The organism is Nocardia anaemiae NBRC 100462, assembly GCF_001612725.1.
In the GTDB taxonomy this organism is placed as follows: domain Bacteria; phylum Actinomycetota; class Actinomycetes; order Mycobacteriales; family Mycobacteriaceae; genus Nocardia; species Nocardia anaemiae.
On record NZ_BDAZ01000071.1, the window covers coordinates 20,377 to 36,479 of the forward strand.

Below are 16,103 nucleotides of genomic sequence, written 5' to 3' on the forward strand. Positions count from 1 at the left end.
ACCGTAGGCCGCAGTGGCTCTTTCGGGTCAGATGGTCCGACGTTCCGGAAGGTCGAGTACCAAGCGCACGCCGCCGAGCGGACTGTCATCGAAATAGGCTCGGCCGCCGTGCAATTGCGCCTGTTGGGCGACCAAGGCGAGGCCTAGTCCGGAGCCGCCTTTGCTGGCTTGGCTGCCGCGGAAGAAGCGTTCGAAGACGGCGCTGCGTTCGTCGATGGGGATGCCGCGGCCGTTGTCGTCGACGGTTATCAATATGTGGCCGTTGGGGATTCGGTGTGCGGAGACGACGGCCTCGGTGGCGCCGCCGTGTTTGACGGAGTTGGCCAGGGCGTTGTCGATGGCTAAGCGCAGTCCGGCGGGCAGGCCGCGGGTGATCAGTTCGGCGTCGGTATCGATGCGGACGGTTACGCCGGGGAAGTGGCGCATGGCGTCGTGCGCGGCTTGGTCGCACAGGTCGCCGACGTCGGTGTCGACGTGATCGCGTTCGTGGGTCAGGTCGCCCGAGGCGAGACGTTCCAGCGCGGCCAAGGTGGTTTCCACGCGGCCCTGACTGCGTTGCAGGTCGGCGAGGATTTCGGCGCGTTGGGCCTCATCCAGGTCGAGGGTGCGCAGCACCTCCAGGTCGGTGCGCATGGCGGTGAGGGGAGTGCGCAGTTCGTGGGCGGAGACGGCCGCGAAATCGCGTGCGGTCTCCAAGGCGGCGGCGGTTTCGGTTTGTGCCTGATCCACCCGTTGCAGCAGGGTGTTCACGGCTTCGGCGAGTTTTTCCGCCTCCCGAACCCCGGAACCGTCGACCGGTGGTTGTGGATTGTCTGGATCTCGGTAGCCGCTGCGTGTGCCGACCTGTCGGGTGAGATCGACGATCGGGCGCACGGCGCGGCCCGCGAGCAACCAGCCGAGTGCGGCGGCGGTGGCGATCGCCAGTCCGGCTCCGGCGAGTACCCAGCGCTGTTGCTCGGCGGTTGTGCGCGCCGCTTCGGTGGACGGAATGCCAAGGGAGACAACACGTCCCGCCGGTTGGTTCTCGGTGGTGGTGAGCACGCGGAACGGAGTGCCGTTCACGGTGACGGTATGCGATCCGATCGGCTGTTCGGGCAGGCGGATCGGTGTGCTCGCCACGATGGTGTTGTTGTCGCGGACCGTCACCGCCATGTCGTAGGTCGGACCGACCAGTCCGAGCACCCCGACGGCCAATACCGAATCGATGAGCACCAATCGCGACGCGATGGCCAACTGCTGATCGGTCTGGGCCAGGTTGTTGCGCTCGATGGCCCGGGACGAGAGCACGCCGATGATCGTGACGATGATGATCGCGCCGACCGCGGCCGCACCGGCCACCCGGGTACGCAGGGAGAAGGTGCGTCGCCGCCGTTTTCCGGGCAACTGCGGCGTCATCGCCGACTCACTTGGGTGCTCGCAGCACGAATCCGACGCCACGGACCGTGTGCAGCAGCCGCGGCGTGCCCTCGACCTCCAGCTTGCGCCGCAGGTAGCCGACGAAGACATCGACCACATTGGTGTCGGCGGCGAAGTCGTAGCCCCACACCAATTCCAGTAGCCGCTCGCGGCTCAGCACCACGCCCGCATTGCGGGCCAGCGTGGACAGCAACTCGAATTCGCGCTTGGTGAGCTCGATTTCGCGGCCGTTGAGCAGTGCGCGGTATCCGGCGACATCGACCTGCAGCGGCCCGACCGTGATCGCGCCCGGCGTGGCGGGGGCCGGTGCGTCCGAGCGGCGGCGCAGCAGCGCCTTTATTCTGGCCACCAATTCGGCCAGGACGAACGGTTTGGTCAGGTAGTCGTCGGCACCGGACTCCAGTCCGGAGATCCGGTCGTCGACCGAGGCGCGGGCGCTGAGCACGCAGATCGGGACTTCATTGCCCAAGGCCCGAAGCGCGGTCACCACGCCCGCGCCGTCGAGCACCGGCATATTCATATCGAGCACCACGGCGTCGGGCGCCCGCTCGGTCACGCTGCGCAGTGCCTCGGCGCCGTCGCGGGCGACCCGCACCTGGAAGCCGGACAGGCGCAGGCCGCGCTCGACCGACGCGAGCACGTCCTCGTCATCGTCGACGACAAGGACGGTCGGGTTCGCGCTCCGCTCGGTCACATCACTCATTGTCCCCGCCTCCCCGGATCCGTAGGCCATACCAGCAGGTACCGCGATTTTTCGAACCGGTCACGCGTCGGGTGCCTCGGCATATTCCGGCGAGTTACCCATGTTCTCGCGAGACCAGTCGACCGGTCGGCATCCAGGGAGTCACGTCGGCCGGTGTCAGTAGCTGTGGCAGGTTTCGGCCACGGTGCGGATGGTTTCGGCCAGGCCGGACGCGCGCGGGTCATTTTCGGCGTCCCGCGCGGCGTTCGGGTTCTCGTTGATGGCGGCCTGGAGTTCCGCACGACGCTGTTCGACCGGCTGGTCGAACTTGCGCTGCAGTTCGGCCTTCTGGGTCGGGTTCGCGTCGAGCATGGCCGCCAACTGCGGGGCCTTGGCGTGCAGCGCCGCATCGACCTGGGCGAAGGAACAGTCGGAGTTCAGCAGCGGCCCGGCCAGCGTCATCGGATCCGCGGCCGCGATGGCCGGGGAGAGCAACACGGCCACACTGGCCATGCCGCCCGCGGCGAGAGCGGCGACGGCCGGGCGACTGCGGAAGAGCTTCATGGTGTGTGCCTCCAGATTTTCGAGGGATGCTGCTGCTTCGATGGGTGCTGTGGATCCAGCGACCTAGACGCTATTGCCCCGCACTGGCACATGTGTGAACAATCCCTGAGGATTCCCTAAGGGGTGAAACGAAATGCGATCGCAAAGTTATCAGGGCACGATCGGATCGCCATTGGGCGCAACGACTTCCGCGCCGGGCCGCTGCGGGCGGCTGGCCCGGATCTGCACCTCCAGCGCGGCCAGCACCGACGGATCTTCGATGGTGGAGGGCACCTCATAGGTATCGCCCGCGGTGATCTGCCGGATCGTCTTGCGCAGGATCTTGCCGGACCTGGTTTTGGGCAGTGCGGTGACCACGACGGCGTCGTGCAGTGTGGCGATCGCGCCGATCTGCTCGCGCACCCGGGCGATCAGTTCGTCGCGCAGCCGGTCGGGATCGATCTCGACGCCGGACTTGAGCACCACGTAGGCGATCGGCCGCTGGCCCTTGAGTTCATCGGGCAAGCCGATCACCGCACATTCCGCGACGGCCTCGTGTCCGGCGATGGCGGCCTCGATGCTGCCCGCCGAGAGCCGGTGCCCGGCCATATTGATCACATCATCGCTGCGGCCGAGCACGTAGAGGTAGCCGTCGTCATCGAAGTATCCGGAGTCGCCGGTGAGGTAGTGGCCGGGGAACGCCGACATATAGGAGCGTTGGAAGCGGTTTTCGTCGCGCCATAGCCCGGTTAGTGTGCCCGGCGGTAGTGGCAGGCCGATGACGATATTGCCTTCGGTGCCCGGTGCGACCGGATTGCCCTCGGCATCGAGCACCCGCAGCCGGTAGCCGGGCACCGGCACCGACGCCGAACCCGCCTTGATCGGAAGTTGCTGCAGGCCAAGCAGATTCGCGCAGATCGGCCAGCCGGTCTCGGTCTGCCACCAGTGGTCGACGACGGGGCAGTCGGGCCGATCGGCGAGCAGCGTTTCGTTGGCCCACGCGTAGGTCGCCGGATCCAGGCGCTCACCGGCGCAGAACAATGCGCGCAGCGAGGACAGGTCGTGGCGGTGCGCGAGCGCGGCGTCCGGATCGGCCTTGCGGATGGCGCGCAGCGCGGTCGGCGCGGTGAACAGCACTCGCACGTTGTGCTCGGCGACCACCCGCCAGAACGCGCCCGCATCCGGCGTGCCGACCGGCTTGCCTTCGTAGAGCAGTGTGGTCGCACCGACGAGCAGCGGCGCGTAGACGATGTACGAATGTCCGACGACCCAGCCGACATCCGAGGCGGCCCACATCACCTGGCCCGGCCCGACGTCGTAGATATTGCGCATGGACCAGGACAGGGCGACCGCATGTCCGCCGTTGTCGCGGACCACGCCCTTGGGCTTACCGGTGGTTCCGGAGGTGTAGAGGATATAGAGCGGATCGGTCGCGGCGACCGGGACCGGATCGGCGGGTCGGGCATCGCGGACGGCGTCTTCCCAATCCAGCCATTGCGCCGCGACGGTCTGGGTGGAACTCGGCAGTGAGTCGGTCGCGGCCTGCGGCGCGGGGAAGTGGATGGTCGGAAATTGCGGCCGCTGCTTGACGATTACATGCCGCGGCGCGCTCGTCTCGGCGAGGTCGAGAGCCTGCAACACGATCGGCGGGTACTCGATCGTCCGGCCCGGCTCGAGGCCGCCCGAGGCAGTGACAATCAACACAGGTTCGGCATCATCGATGCGGGCGGCGAGCTCGGGTGCGGCGAAGCCGCCGAAGACCACCGAATGCACCGCGCCGATGCGGGCGCAGGCCAGCATGGCGATCACCGCCTCGGGAATCATCGGCAGGTAGATGACCACTCGGTCACCCGTGCCGACCCCCAAACGCAGCATCGCACCGGCGAATTCGGCGACCTCGGCGAGGAGTTCGGCGTAGCTGAAAACACCGCTGGTGCCGGTCATAGCGGAGTCGTATATTAGGGCGGGCTGATCGGCCCGGCTCGGCTCGTCCGGAGTGTCGCCGCCGTGCACATGCCGGTCGAGGGCGTTGAAGGAGGTATTGAGGCGAGCATCCGGAAACCACCTGGCCATCGAGCGAGCCGTGGTGTCGACGATGTGAGTCGGCGGGGTCACCCAATCGATCGCCTCGGCCGCCTCGGCCCAGAACTCAGCGGGATCGACCAGGCTGGTCTGGTAGACCGGCCGGTACGCCTGATTCTCGCTCAATCCCGTGACTCCCTAGCCTCGCCTCTATGCCCGCCTCGATAGATCAGCACGATTGTGGCAGACTTCACGCGACGCCCGGGTGGGTGCCGCGACCTTTGGTTTTGCCGATTATCGGCAGGTCAAGTCCCGTAACTACACTCAACGTCACCCAAGCTGTTATTGATCCGTTAGAATCTGATGTCACTTATTTGGGCCGTCGTAGACGCAATTTCTCGGCCAGCCGCAGTTCCTCGGCCAGCTCTGCCTGTCGAGCCAGCATGCGATTGTCTAGGTTCGCTGATGGCACGTGGTTGGGGCCAGTTTGGAAAGTGAGTGGGAGATGCGCGACGCCGCAAGGTCCGGCAGCAAACGCTGGGCGCTCGGCAACTGGGACCTGCGCTGGAAGGTTACGGCGGTCCTGGCCGTTCCGCTGGCAGTCGCGGTTGGGCTCGGCGTGTCCAGGATTACCACCGAGTTCGCCGAGGCGAACCGACTGGACACCGCCGCGAAGAACATCGAGGCGATCCCTGCCGTCACCGCGCTGAGTGCGCAGACGGCGACGACCGCCGGTTCGCAGATGATTTCGATCATGCCGAACGTGTCGATCGTGTCGGACAAGAACCTGGCCGACCTCGACAAAGTCATCGCCGATGCCGAGGCATCGGCGGGCAAGCTCGACGGTGTGGCCGGTGCTCGTGCGTCGCTGGACAACATGCTCACCCAGGCCAAGGCGGTGCGCGCCCAAGGCAAGAACGTCTCGACGCAGACCCCGGCCGAAGTCATCGGCACGATCGACAAGGTCCGCAACGACAGTGTGCACATCGTCGAGAGCACGGTCGGTCAGGTCAGCGACCAGGCCATTGAACAGGCGAAGCTGCGGCTGGTCGACTCGTTGAACACCCGTTACGCGCTGGTCGCCGAGGTCGCCGCATTCCCCGAGGTGCTGCGCGGTTCGGCGGCGGGCGTGCAGAGCGCGATCACCGCGGCCAATACCGAGCGGGCGATGCTCAACGTGCTTGCCCACCGCTTCTCCGAGGGCGACACCGCGATCGCCGATCTGCGGGCCGGTATCGATAACCGGATCTCACTGCTGACCAGCCCGGAGGCGCAGTCCGGCAAGATCCCGGTCGGTGATCTGAAGAACTCGCTCACCGGCAGCCTCGATGTCTACGAGCGAGTGGTCACCAAGTCCACCAAGGACATCGACTCGGCGATGAGTTCGCTGGTGACCAAGGCCAACACCGGCGCGTGGACCTACACCGCGGTTGTCATCGCGACCATTCTCGCCGCGTTGATGCTTGCCGTGTTCGTCGCGCGCTCGATGATCGTGCCGCTGCACCGGCTGCGCCTGGCCGCACTGCGCGTGGCCGAGAGCGATCTGCCGCACGAGGTCGCCCAGCTGCGTAACGGCGCGGCCCCCGAGGATGTGCCGCTGGAGCCGATGCCGATCCGCAGTCATGAGGAAATCGGTCAGCTGGCTCGCGCCGTCGACGATATCCACGGCCAGGCGCTGCGTCTGGCCAGTGACCAGGCGCAGATGCGTGCCCAGGTCAACGACATGTTCGAAACCCTGGCCCGGCGCTCCAAGTCGCTCGTCGACCACCAGCTCAGCCTCATCGAGGCGATGGAGTACGACGAGAAGGATCCACGCCTGCTGGAAAACCTGTTCCGGCTGGACCATCTCGCGGCCCGTATGCGCCGTAACGGTGACAACCTGCTGATCCTCGCCGGTACCCGGCAGCGGCGCAGCAAGTCTGCGCCGGTCGAGATCGCGGACGTGCTGCGTGCGGCGATCTCCGAGGTGGAGGACTACGAACGCGTGAAGCTGGGTGCGACACCGCGTGGTTCGCTGGTCGAGCCCGCCGCCTCCGATATGGCGCACCTGTTCGCCGAGCTATTGGACAACGCGCTACGCGCGTCGCCGCCGGAGACCGACGTGAAGTTCACCTTCGCGCAGGGACACGACCAGGGCATGCTCATCGAGGTCGCGGACCGCGGCATCGGTATGCCGCCCAGCGAAATGGCCGATATCAACCGGCGGCTCGAACAGACCGCCGAGCCGGGGCCGGATACCGCGCGGCACATGGGTCTTTTCGTGGTCGGCCGATTGGCCGAGCGGCACGGACTCACCGTGCGCCTGCGCCCGACCTTCGATACCGCACGCGATCCCGGCGTCACGGTCACCGTGCACGTTCCGATGAGTCTGATCGTGCTCGGACAGGGCCAGACCACCGCGATGCCGCAGGCGGCGACACCGCAGGTCGCCGCGGCCGCTCCGCAGCGGCCGTCGGCAGCGGCGTCGATGCAGACGCGCGCGATCACCCGGACGCCGGGTGGCAATGTCATGGTCACCGTCGATCCCGGTGTGAGCGGACCGATTCCGACCAGCGGTCCGGCACCTGCCGCGGGCAGCGGTCCGATTCCGACGGCGGGTGGGCTGCCGCAGCGTTCGCCCGGCTCCACAATGTCCTCGGGTGCCTCGGGGCTGCGTCAGGAACCGGCGCAACCGAATCCGACCCTGCGCCCATCGGCCGGACCGGCGCCGAGCGCTCCGCAGCGCGGCAAGCTCGCCGCCGCGAATCTGCCGAGGCGCACTGTCACGCCGGGCGGTCCGCCCCCGCCGAGTCGGCCGGGCGCCGAGCCGACGGTTTCCGGTGGTGGTCTGCCACCGCGGAATCTGAATTCGGGTGGGCTGCCGCAACGTCAGCCGGGCGGCAATGGCGTGCCGCAGCCGGAGGGCGGTCAGCCCGGTGGTGGCCTGCCGCAGCGGCAGCCGGGTAGCAATGGTGCGCCGCAGCGTGAGGGTGCGGGCGGTCTGCCACAGCGTGCGTCGGGGCTGAACGGTCTGCCGCAGCGCGAACCGGGTGCCGGTGGTGTGCCGCCGCGCGATACCGGTTCGGGCCTGCCGCAGCGTGACGCGTCGGGTGGGCTGCCGCAACGGGAGAGCTCTGGTGGTCTGCCGCAACGGGATTCGGCCGCCGGTGGGCTGCCGCAGCGCGAGCCAGGCGCGACCCCCGGCCTGCCGCAGCGTCAGTCGCCTGCCAGCGGCTTGCCGCAGCGGGATACGTCGAATGGGCTGCCGCAGCGTGAAAGCGCCAGTGGTCTGCCGCAGCGTGATGCTCTGGGTGGCTTGCCGCAGCGTGAGAGCACGGGCGGTTTGCCGCAGCGTGAAAGCGCCGGTGGTCCGCCGAAGCGTGATCCGTTGCGTGATCCGTTGGACAGCTTGCCGCAGCGGGAGACCCCGGGCGGTTTGCCGCAGCGGGAGAGCTCCGGTGGCCTGCCGCAACGCGAAAGCACTGGTGGATTGCCGCAGCGTCAGAACACCGGTGGTCTGCCGCAGCGGGATTCGGCATCGAATGGCCTGCCGCAGCGGGAGTCCGGTCTGACCGGTATTCCGCCGCGGGACACCGGTTCAGGCTTGCCGCAGCGGGAGAGCACCGGTGGTCTGCCGCAGCGTGATGCTTTGGGCGGTTTGCCGCAGCGGGACAGCACTGGCGGTCTGCCGCAGCGGGATTCGGCATCGAATGGTCTGCCGCAGCGGGAGTCCGGTGCCACCGGCCTGCCGCAGCGTCAGTCGCCCGCGAACGGCCTACCGCAGCGTCAGTCGGGTTCGCAGACGCCGAGCGGTCTGCCCCAGCGCGACGGGCTGCTACCCTCTCGCGACAGCCTGCCGCAGCGGGAGGCTGGTCCGACCGGTCTGCCGCAGCGCGATCCGGGCGCGACCGTACTGCCGCGCAAGGAAGTTCCGCCGGGCGTCGGCCTGCCGCGACGGGATCGCGGTGCGCATCAGCCCGCGGCCAGCGGTGAGACACCAGCGGTTTCCGAAAGCGGCGCGACGACCACACCGCGCGACCCGGGACGGCACAGCTTCAAGCCCGATCCGGAGAAGGCGGCGTCGTTCTTCCAGACCAGGTTGCAGCCCGCGGTCGATTCCGATTCGGTCATGGGTGGGACGCCGATCTTCGCCGAAATGATGTCGGCGTGGCTCTCGGACCCGAATTCGGACCGGTCCCAGGTGGCGGCCTCCTTCGAATCACCGGGCGACGAGGGCTGGCAGGCCGCCCGCCGCGCCAGCGAGGCCCAGGCCGAAACAAAGACGGCCGCCGGGTTGCCTCAACGCAATCCGGGCGGGAGGCTGGTCCCCGGCGGTGTCACCGGCAACGCCGATCGCGCGCCGCGTCGCGATCCAGAAACGATCAGGTCCAGCTTGAGTCGTCACCAGCAGGGCGTCCGGGATGGCCGCGCAATGAAGGCAATGAACCTAACCGGAGATAAAGGAGACCGATGAACCCCGATCTAGGTGGTACGAATCGTCAGCTGGATTGGCTGGTTTCGAACTTCGCCAACGAGGTTCCTGGCGTAGCTCATGCCGTCCTGGTCTCGGCTGACGGCCTACTCATGGCGGCGAGCGCGCAGCTGCCGGTGGACCGTGCCGAACAGCTCTCGGCAGTTACCGCCGGACTGGCCAGCCTCTCGGTAGGCGTCTCGAATCTATTCGAAGGCGGCACCGTGCTGCAGTCGGTAGTCGAGATGGAGCACGGCTACCTGCTACTCATGGCAGTCGGCGACGGCTCGTATCTCGCGGTGCTGACCAATACTTCCTGCGATATCGGCCAGGTGGGCTACGAAATGGCCCTGTTGGTCGAGCGTGTCGGCCAGACGGTGCAGGCCACGCCACGCGTCACGATGGGTTCCTGATGGTGGGATGGACATAGACGATCACCGCATGGGGAGCGCCGAGCCGAGTCTCGTTCGCCCGTACTCCTTGACTGCGGGCCGTACCAGGCCCGCGGTCGAGTTGGCGTTGGAGGCACTTGTCGCATCGCATCCGGTCGCCCTGGAGCGGCAGTTCGAACTGACCAACATCGAGACGTCCATCGTGGAGTTGTGCAGAGAATCGCCGTCCGTTGCTGAAGTGGCAGCGCGTTTGGGTATACCCATCGGGGTGGCCCGCGTGCTCGTGGCCGACCTCATCGAGGCCGGGCATGTGCGAGTTTCGGCGACTTTGAAAGACGATTCCAGCGACGATGAACGTCGCGAGCTGATCGAAAGGGTTCTCAGTGGACTCCGGCGTATTTGATTCGACGGCACAGGTCGATACCCGCACCAGCAAGCCGACTTCGGCAAAGATCGTGGTCGCTGGCGGCTTCGGTGTCGGTAAGACCACGTTGGTGGGTGCCGTCTCGGAGATCGTTCCGCTGCGCACCGAGGCGTTGGTGACCAATGCCAGTACCGGAATCGACAATTTGACCGGTATTCCGATGAAGTCGACCACCACGGTGGCGATGGACTTCGGCCGGATCAGCCTCGCCGACGATCTGGTGCTGTACCTGTTCGGTACGCCGGGCCAGTACCGCTTCTGGTTCATGTGGGACGACCTGATCCGCGGCGCCATCGGCGCCGTGGTGCTGGTCGACACCCGCAGGCTCGAGGACAGCTTCGCGGCCGTCGACTACTTCGAGGCGCGCAATCTGCCATTCCTGGTTGCGCTCAACGAATTCGACGACGCGCCGCGCTATCCGATCGAGGACATCCGTCAGGCCCTCGCGGTGCCCGCGGATGTGCCGATCCTGTCCATCGATGCCCGCCGTCGCGAACCGGCCAAGCAGGCGTTGGTCTCGCTCACCGAGTACGCCCTACGTAAGGTCATGCAGGGCTACTGAGCGTTCGCGCATTCCCCTTGCCCCCGAATCGAGTGGTTAAGCTCGCTCGATGAGGATTTCGGCGCGGGAGTTGCTCGGGCAACTGCTCGACTCGGACTCGTACATCAGCTGGGACCGGCCACCGGTGACGGTGGCCGCATCCCCGCGATACCGCGAGGATCTGCGCAAGGCCGAGCTGGCGGCTGGCACAGATGAAGCGGTGCTGACCGGTGAAGGTCTGCTGCGTGGTCGACGCGTGGCCGTAATCGCCTGCGAGTTCGGATTTCTGGCGGGTTCGATCGGGGTGGCCGCGGCCGAGCGCATCGTCTCGGCGGTCGAGCGTGCCACCGAATCCGGCCTGCCCCTGGTCGCTTCGCCGACCTCCGGCGGTACCCGAATGCAGGAGGGCACCGTCGCTTTCGTGCAGATGGTGAAGATCGCGGGTGCGGTCGCGGCGCACAAGGCGGCCGGTCATCCGTATCTGGTCTATCTGCGCAATCCCACGATGGGCGGCGTCTTCGCGTCCTGGGGTTCGCTTGGGCATATCACCTTCGCCGAACCCGGCGCACTCATCGGCTTTCTCGGCCCGCGCGTCTATAAAGCGTTGTACGGCAGGGATTTTCCGGAGGGTGTGCAGGTCGCGGAGAATCTGTACCGCAATGGTGTGATCGACGGCGTGCTGCCCGTTTCGGTGTTCCGCCGCATCGCGCACCGGGCGTTGAGCGTGCTCGGTGGCGTGCCAGATCTTGTTGCGGCGGAACCTGGTTGGGCCGCGCCGGTAGGTAGGACCGCGAAATCGGGCTCGGATGTTCCAGCTTGGGACTCGGTCCAGATCTCGCGCCGCCCAAGTCGGCCCGGCATCCGTGACCTGTTACGCCATGTGACGCAACGGGTTCCGCTCAGCGGCACCGGTCAGGGCGAATCCGATCGCACCATGGTGCATGCGCTGGCCCGCTTTCGCGGACAGCCGTGCATTGTGTTCGGCCACGACCGCGCGGGTCAGCAGGGTGAACACACCATGGGCCCCGCCGCATTGCGCGAGGCCCGACGCAGTATGGCGCTGGCCGAGGAATTGCGGCTGCCGCTGGTGCTGGTGATCGATACGGTCGGCGCGGCCTTGTCGAAGGAGGCCGAAGAGCGTGGGCTCGCCCCCGAAATCGCCCGCTGCATAGCCGATCTGGTCACCCTGGATACTCCGACCGTCTCGGTTCTGCTCGGCCAGGGCACCGGCGGCGGCGCATTGGCACTGCTGCCCGCCGACCGCGTCCTGGCCGCCACGCACGGCTGGCTCGCGCCGCTGCCGCCCGAAGGGGCGAGTGCCATCGTCTACCGCGATACCGACCATGCCCCCGAACTGGCCGACGCGCAGGGCATCCGCGCCACCGACCTGCTCGCCGACGGCGTCGTCGACCGCATCGTCCCGGAATTTCCGGATGCCGCGGACGAACCGGTCGACTTCGCCCGCCGCATGGTCGCCGCCATCGCCGAAGAACTCACCGGGCTGCGCGCCCGTCCGCTCGACGAAATCCGGACCGCCCGCCATACCCGTTATCGCCGCCTCGGCCATTCCTGAGAGCCCTGGTATCCAGCGCAAACGCGATTCCGTTCGGAAAACCGGTGGTCAACACACCAGGGGTTCTCGTTGACGACGCGGCGCGGCACTTCTACGGTCGGAATGTGACCTTCAGAAGCGAGACCAGCGCCATTCCCTCGATCGTGCTGAACGACGGGAACGTGATCCCGCAGCTCGGCTTCGGTGTATTCCAAGTACCGCCGGAGGACGTCCAGACGGTCGTCACCGCCGCGCTGGAGGCGGGCTATCGCAGCATCGATACCGCCGCCATCTACGGCAACGAGGAGGGCACCGGCCGTGCCATCCGGGAATCCGGGCTGCCGCGCGACGAGATCTATGTCACCACCAAGCTGTGGAATTCCGACCAGGGCTACGACGCCACGCTGCGCGCCTTCGACGCCAGCATGGCTCGGCTCGGCCTGGACTACCTCGATCTCTATCTCATCCACTGGCCGGTGGCGCAGGCCGATCGCTTTGTCGAGACGTTCAAGGCCTTCCAGACACTGAAGGCGCAGGGCCGGGTGCGTTCGATCGGTGTATCGAACTTCACCGTGGCCGATCTGGAGCGGATCATCGGCGAGACCGGCGAGATCCCGGCCGTCAACCAGATCGAACTGCATCCTCGGCTGGCGCAGCGTGAGCTACGCGCGTTCCACGATGCGAATGCCATTGCCACCGAGGCGTGGAGTCCGCTCGGCCAGGGCACGCTGCTCGACGAGCACACCATCGTCTCCATCGCCGACGAGGTGGGCCGCACTCCGGCCCAGGTGATCATTCGCTGGCATCTTCAGCAGGGGATTGTCGTCATCCCGAAGTCGGTCACCCCGGCGCGCATCGCCGCCAACTTCGACGTCTTCGGTTTCGAACTCACCCCCGACCAGATGGAGGCCATCAGCGGGCTCGACAAGGGCGCCCGCATCGGCCCCGATCCGACCACATTCACCGCCGGGCTCGACTAACGCAGGCCGAGATAGGCCGTCAGCTCTTGGGCGGCGGCGCGTCCGGCTCGGTTCGCGCCGATGGTGCTCGCGGATGGGCCGTAGCCGATCAGGTGGATGCGCGGGTCGACGGCCACCTGCGTGGCGAGGCGACCGGTCATGGTGATGCCGCCGCCAGGACTGCGCAGGCGTAGCGGGGCCAAATGGTCGAGGGCACTGCGGAATCCGGTTGCCCAGAGGATCACATCGGCGTGCTGGAACGAACCGTCGGCCCAGCGCACGCCATCGGGTTCGATGCTCGCGAACATCGGATGTCGCCGCAGCGCGCCACGGGCCTCGGCGGCGCGCAATCGATCGTCGAGCCGCAATCCGGTAACCGAAACCACCGAACCCGGCGGCAGGCCGTGCCGCACGCGGTCTTCCACGATGGCGACCGCCGCGCGGCCGTCCTCCTCGGCGAACGGTGCGTCGCGGAATACCGGTTCGCGTCGAGCCACCCAGGTCGTTGTGGTGACCTGTGAGATCTCATCGAGCAACTGAACCGCCGACACTCCGCCGCCGACGACCACGACATGTTTGTCGACGAATTCGTCGGCTATGCGGTAGTCGTGTGTGTGCAACTGGCGTCCGGCGAAGGTCTCCGCACCCGGATAATGCGGAATGAAGGGACGTTCCCAGGTGCCGGTGCCGTTGATCAGCCCGCGCACCCGGATCGTGCCAGCGGAATCGGTCTCGACATTGAGCGTCGTGCCCCGGCCGGCCGCGAGATCCGGCCCTGCGGCGCAAGGGGTTCCGTCGGTATTGCGGTCGCAGACCACGGTTACCGAGACCGGTCTGCGCACCCGAAGGTCGAATCGCTTCTCGTACAACTCGTAATAGCGCGGCACCGCGGTGGCCGCGGGCACGGCGTCGGAATCGGGTGGCAATGTCTCGGCGAAGGACATGCCGGGCAGGTCGTGTACCCGGTTGACGGTGGTCAGGGTGAGCGATGGCCACCGGAACTGCCAGGCACCGCCGGGCCCCGGTGCGTGATCGAGGATGAGGAAATCCCGCTCGGGGCGCAATCCGAGGCGCTGCAGGTGGTAACCGGCCGACAGCCCGGACTGACCAGCACCGATCACCAGGATGGGGAAGTCTGTCGGCACAAACCGAGATCGTATCGGCTTGGTCGGTATGTTCGGCCACCTGTGGCAGAGTTGATGTAACCACTCGAACCGGTCAGTTGCGGAGGATGCATGCTCGACGTTAGCCGCGATGGCGATGTCGTCACCATCGAACTACAGCGCGAGGAGCGGCGTAACGCGCTGAACATCGAACTCGTCACTCGGCTCCGCGAAGCGGTGGTCACCGCGGCCGAGGACGCCAGGGTGATCGTGCTCACCGGCCGGGGCCCCCTCTTCAGCGCGGGCGCGGACCTGTCCGGGGTGTACTCGGAGGAATTTCTGGCGGCCCTGACCGAGATGCTGCACATCATCGAATCCGTACCGGTCCCGGTGATCGCGGCGATCAATGGCGGTGCGCTCGGTGCGGGCGTGCAGATCGCGTTGGCCTCGGATCTGCGGGTCATGGAACCCGACTCATATATCGCGATTCCGGCCGCCAAGCTCGGCATCACCGTCGACCGCTGGACCGTGCGGCGGTTGGTATCGCTGATCGGCGGCGGCCCGGCGCGGACCGTTCTGCTCGGCGCGGAACCGGTATCGGCCGCCGACGCCTACTCCTTCGGCTTCGCCAACCGGCTCGGCACCCTGGCCGACGCACAGGCGTGGGCCAAGTCGATCGCTCAGCTGGCCCCGCTTTCGCTGCGGCATATGAAGTTGGAGTTCAACGATGACGGCACCCGGGATCCGGAGACCACGCAGCAGCGTGCGGCGCTGGAGGCGGCGTGGACCAGTCAAGATGCCCGAGAGGGGCGGCTGGCCAGGGAAGAAAAGCGCGCGGCGAAATTCCTGGGGCGATAAATGAATCCGAAGAAGATACTCGGTATTGCCGCCGGTGCGCTCGGCCTCACCTGGGTGGTGCGCGCGGTCTGGGACATCCCGTCGGCGATCGGCGCCTCGATCAATGCGATTCAGCCCTACGCCACAGGTGCGGTGAGCTATCGCGATCGGCAGTTCCACAACACCGAGCCGAGCACCCAGTTCGTCTCGGGTGCCGCTCCCTCCCTATTGTTTTCGGTGCTGACCAGGCGTAATGCCGGTCGTCCTCGCACCGCGGTTCCGTTGGCCATCCCCGACGTGCCGACCGAGGCCGCCGATCTCGCGGTCACCTGGTACGGGCACGCATCGGCGCTCATCGAGGTCGACGGGTACCGGATCCTCACCGATCCGGTTTGGAGCGAACGGGTTTCGCCATCGGCCCTGGTCGGCCCGGCCCGGCTGCATCCGGTGCCGATGCCGCTGTCGGAGCTACCGCCGGTGGATGCGGTGCTGATCTCGCACGATCACTACGACCATTTGGACAAGGCGACGATCCGTCAGCTGGTGGTGGGACAGGCCGCGCCCTTCCTGGTGCCGATCGGCATCGGCGCACATCTGCGGCATTGGGGTGTGCCCGAGCATCGGATCGTCGAATTGGATTGGGGCGGTTCGGTTTCCCTCGCCGCGCTCGGCCGCGAGCGCGACGGCACGGATCTGGTGCTCACCTGTACCGAGGCGCGACACTTCTCCGGACGCGGCCTGGTGCGCAACACCACACTGTGGGCGTCCTGGTCGATCATCGGCCCGACGCGGCGGGTCTACTTCGGCGGCGATACCGGATACACCAAGGCCTTCGCCGAGGCGGGCACCGCACTCGGACCGTTCGATCTGACGCTGCTGCCGATCGGGGCCTACGACGAGGCCTGGCCGGATGTGCATATGAATCCGGAGGAGGCGGTTCGGGCCCATGCCGATCTCGCCGTCGGCGATCCCGGACACGGACTGCTGGTGCCCATCCACTGGGCGACCTTCAACCTGGCCTTCCACGGATGGTCGGAACCGGTGCGCCGGATGGTCGAGGCGGCCCGTGCGGCCGGTACCGCGGTGGCGGTGCCGATACCCGGCCAGCGCATCGACCCCAATGACCTGCCGAGCCGGGATTCCTGGTGGGAGGATATTGGGTGAATACCTAGGTTCGTCGAC

13 protein-coding genes are annotated in these 16,103 nt (G+C 67.1%); 8 read left to right on the top strand and 5 right to left on the bottom strand.

Annotated features, from left to right (window positions below):
• Positions 1 to 27 precede the first annotated feature (27 nt).
• The 4 genes from NA5_RS32950 to NA5_RS32965 all read right to left on the bottom strand — a co-directional run bounded on the left by NA5_RS32950 (position 28) and on the right by NA5_RS32965 (position 4,849).
• Positions 28 to 1,395 carry a sensor histidine kinase gene (locus tag NA5_RS32950; RefSeq protein ID WP_084484619.1) on the bottom strand — a complete coding sequence of 456 codons (1,368 nt, stop codon included), beginning with the start codon at positions 1,393 to 1,395 and terminating at the stop codon, positions 28 to 30.
• Positions 1,396 to 1,402: 7 nt separating this feature from the next.
• Positions 1,403 to 2,119, bottom strand: coding sequence for a response regulator transcription factor (locus NA5_RS32955; protein ID WP_062992981.1), 717 nt, complete (start codon positions 2,117 to 2,119; stop codon positions 1,403 to 1,405).
• Between the two features lie 156 nt (positions 2,120 to 2,275).
• Positions 2,276 to 2,662: a hemophore-related protein gene (locus NA5_RS32960; protein WP_062992935.1), complete on the bottom strand. Its 387-nt coding sequence runs from the start codon at positions 2,660 to 2,662 to the stop codon at positions 2,276 to 2,278.
• 150 nt (positions 2,663 to 2,812) lie between these two features.
• On the bottom strand, positions 2,813 to 4,849 hold the full coding sequence (locus tag NA5_RS32965) for an AMP-binding protein (RefSeq protein ID WP_062992936.1): 2,037 nt from the start codon (positions 4,847 to 4,849) through the stop codon (positions 2,813 to 2,815).
• 319 nt (positions 4,850 to 5,168) lie between these two features.
• On the opposite strand from NA5_RS32965, the gene NA5_RS32970 reads away from it, so the two are divergent.
• The 6 genes from NA5_RS32970 to NA5_RS32995 all read left to right on the top strand — a co-directional run bounded on the left by NA5_RS32970 (position 5,169) and on the right by NA5_RS32995 (position 13,002).
• Complete coding sequence (locus NA5_RS32970) at positions 5,169 to 9,116, top strand: ATP-binding protein (RefSeq protein WP_084484622.1); 3,948 nt, start codon at positions 5,169 to 5,171, stop codon at positions 9,114 to 9,116.
• Positions 9,113 to 9,526, top strand: a complete 414-nt coding sequence (locus tag NA5_RS32975) for a roadblock/LC7 domain-containing protein (RefSeq protein ID WP_011207200.1) — start codon at positions 9,113 to 9,115, stop codon at positions 9,524 to 9,526. The genes NA5_RS32970 and NA5_RS32975 overlap by 4 nt, the downstream gene beginning before the upstream one ends.
• A gap of 7 nt (positions 9,527 to 9,533) precedes the next feature.
• Positions 9,534 to 9,908 carry a DUF742 domain-containing protein gene (locus NA5_RS32980; protein WP_040686485.1) on the top strand — a complete coding sequence of 125 codons (375 nt, stop codon included), beginning with the start codon at positions 9,534 to 9,536 and terminating at the stop codon, positions 9,906 to 9,908.
• A complete protein-coding gene (locus NA5_RS32985) occupies positions 9,889 to 10,491 on the top strand; it encodes a GTP-binding protein (RefSeq protein WP_174414979.1) in 603 nt (200 codons plus the stop codon). Before NA5_RS32980 ends, NA5_RS32985 begins: the two co-directional genes overlap by 20 nt.
• 49 nt (positions 10,492 to 10,540) lie before the next feature.
• Positions 10,541 to 12,043 (top strand): acetyl-coenzyme A carboxylase carboxyl transferase subunits beta/alpha, encoded by a 1,503-nt coding sequence (locus NA5_RS32990; RefSeq protein WP_062992937.1) that lies wholly within the window; start codon positions 10,541 to 10,543, stop codon positions 12,041 to 12,043.
• Between the two features lie 104 nt (positions 12,044 to 12,147).
• Positions 12,148 to 13,002: an aldo/keto reductase gene (locus NA5_RS32995; protein ID WP_062992983.1), complete on the top strand. Its 855-nt coding sequence runs from the start codon at positions 12,148 to 12,150 to the stop codon at positions 13,000 to 13,002.
• Here the strand turns inward: NA5_RS32995 and NA5_RS33000 are convergent.
• Positions 12,999 to 14,126, bottom strand: a complete 1,128-nt coding sequence (locus NA5_RS33000; protein WP_062992938.1) for an NAD(P)-binding domain-containing protein — start codon at positions 14,124 to 14,126, stop codon at positions 12,999 to 13,001. The two genes, NA5_RS32995 and NA5_RS33000, sit on opposite strands and share 4 nt — an antisense overlap.
• A gap of 90 nt (positions 14,127 to 14,216) precedes the next feature.
• On the opposite strand from NA5_RS33000, the gene NA5_RS33005 reads away from it, so the two are divergent.
• Complete coding sequence (locus NA5_RS33005; RefSeq protein WP_062992939.1) at positions 14,217 to 14,942, top strand: enoyl-CoA hydratase; 726 nt, start codon at positions 14,217 to 14,219, stop codon at positions 14,940 to 14,942.
• Positions 14,943 to 16,085 carry an MBL fold metallo-hydrolase gene (locus NA5_RS33010; RefSeq protein ID WP_062992940.1) on the top strand — a complete coding sequence of 381 codons (1,143 nt, stop codon included), beginning with the start codon at positions 14,943 to 14,945 and terminating at the stop codon, positions 16,083 to 16,085.
• Positions 16,086 to 16,103 lie beyond the last annotated feature (18 nt).

Coding starts and splice junctions, on each gene's coding strand:
- NA5_RS33005 (WP_062992939.1), top strand. CDS start 14,217: ATGCTCGACGTTAGCCGCGATGGCGATGTCGTCACCATCGAACTACAG.
- NA5_RS33010 (WP_062992940.1), top strand. CDS start 14,943: ATGAATCCGAAGAAGATACTCGGTATTGCCGCCGGTGCGCTCGGCCTC.
- NA5_RS32955 (WP_062992981.1), bottom strand. CDS start 2,119: ATGAGTGATGTGACCGAGCGGAGCGCGAACCCGACCGTCCTTGTCGTC.
- NA5_RS32975 (WP_011207200.1), top strand. CDS start 9,113: ATGAACCCCGATCTAGGTGGTACGAATCGTCAGCTGGATTGGCTGGTT.
- NA5_RS32970 (WP_084484622.1), top strand. CDS start 5,169: ATGCGCGACGCCGCAAGGTCCGGCAGCAAACGCTGGGCGCTCGGCAAC.
- NA5_RS32990 (WP_062992937.1), top strand. CDS start 10,541: ATGAGGATTTCGGCGCGGGAGTTGCTCGGGCAACTGCTCGACTCGGAC.
- NA5_RS32960 (WP_062992935.1), bottom strand. CDS start 2,662: ATGAAGCTCTTCCGCAGTCGCCCGGCCGTCGCCGCTCTCGCCGCGGGC.
- NA5_RS32980 (WP_040686485.1), top strand. CDS start 9,534: ATGGACATAGACGATCACCGCATGGGGAGCGCCGAGCCGAGTCTCGTT.
- NA5_RS32950 (WP_084484619.1), bottom strand. CDS start 1,395: ATGACGCCGCAGTTGCCCGGAAAACGGCGGCGACGCACCTTCTCCCTG.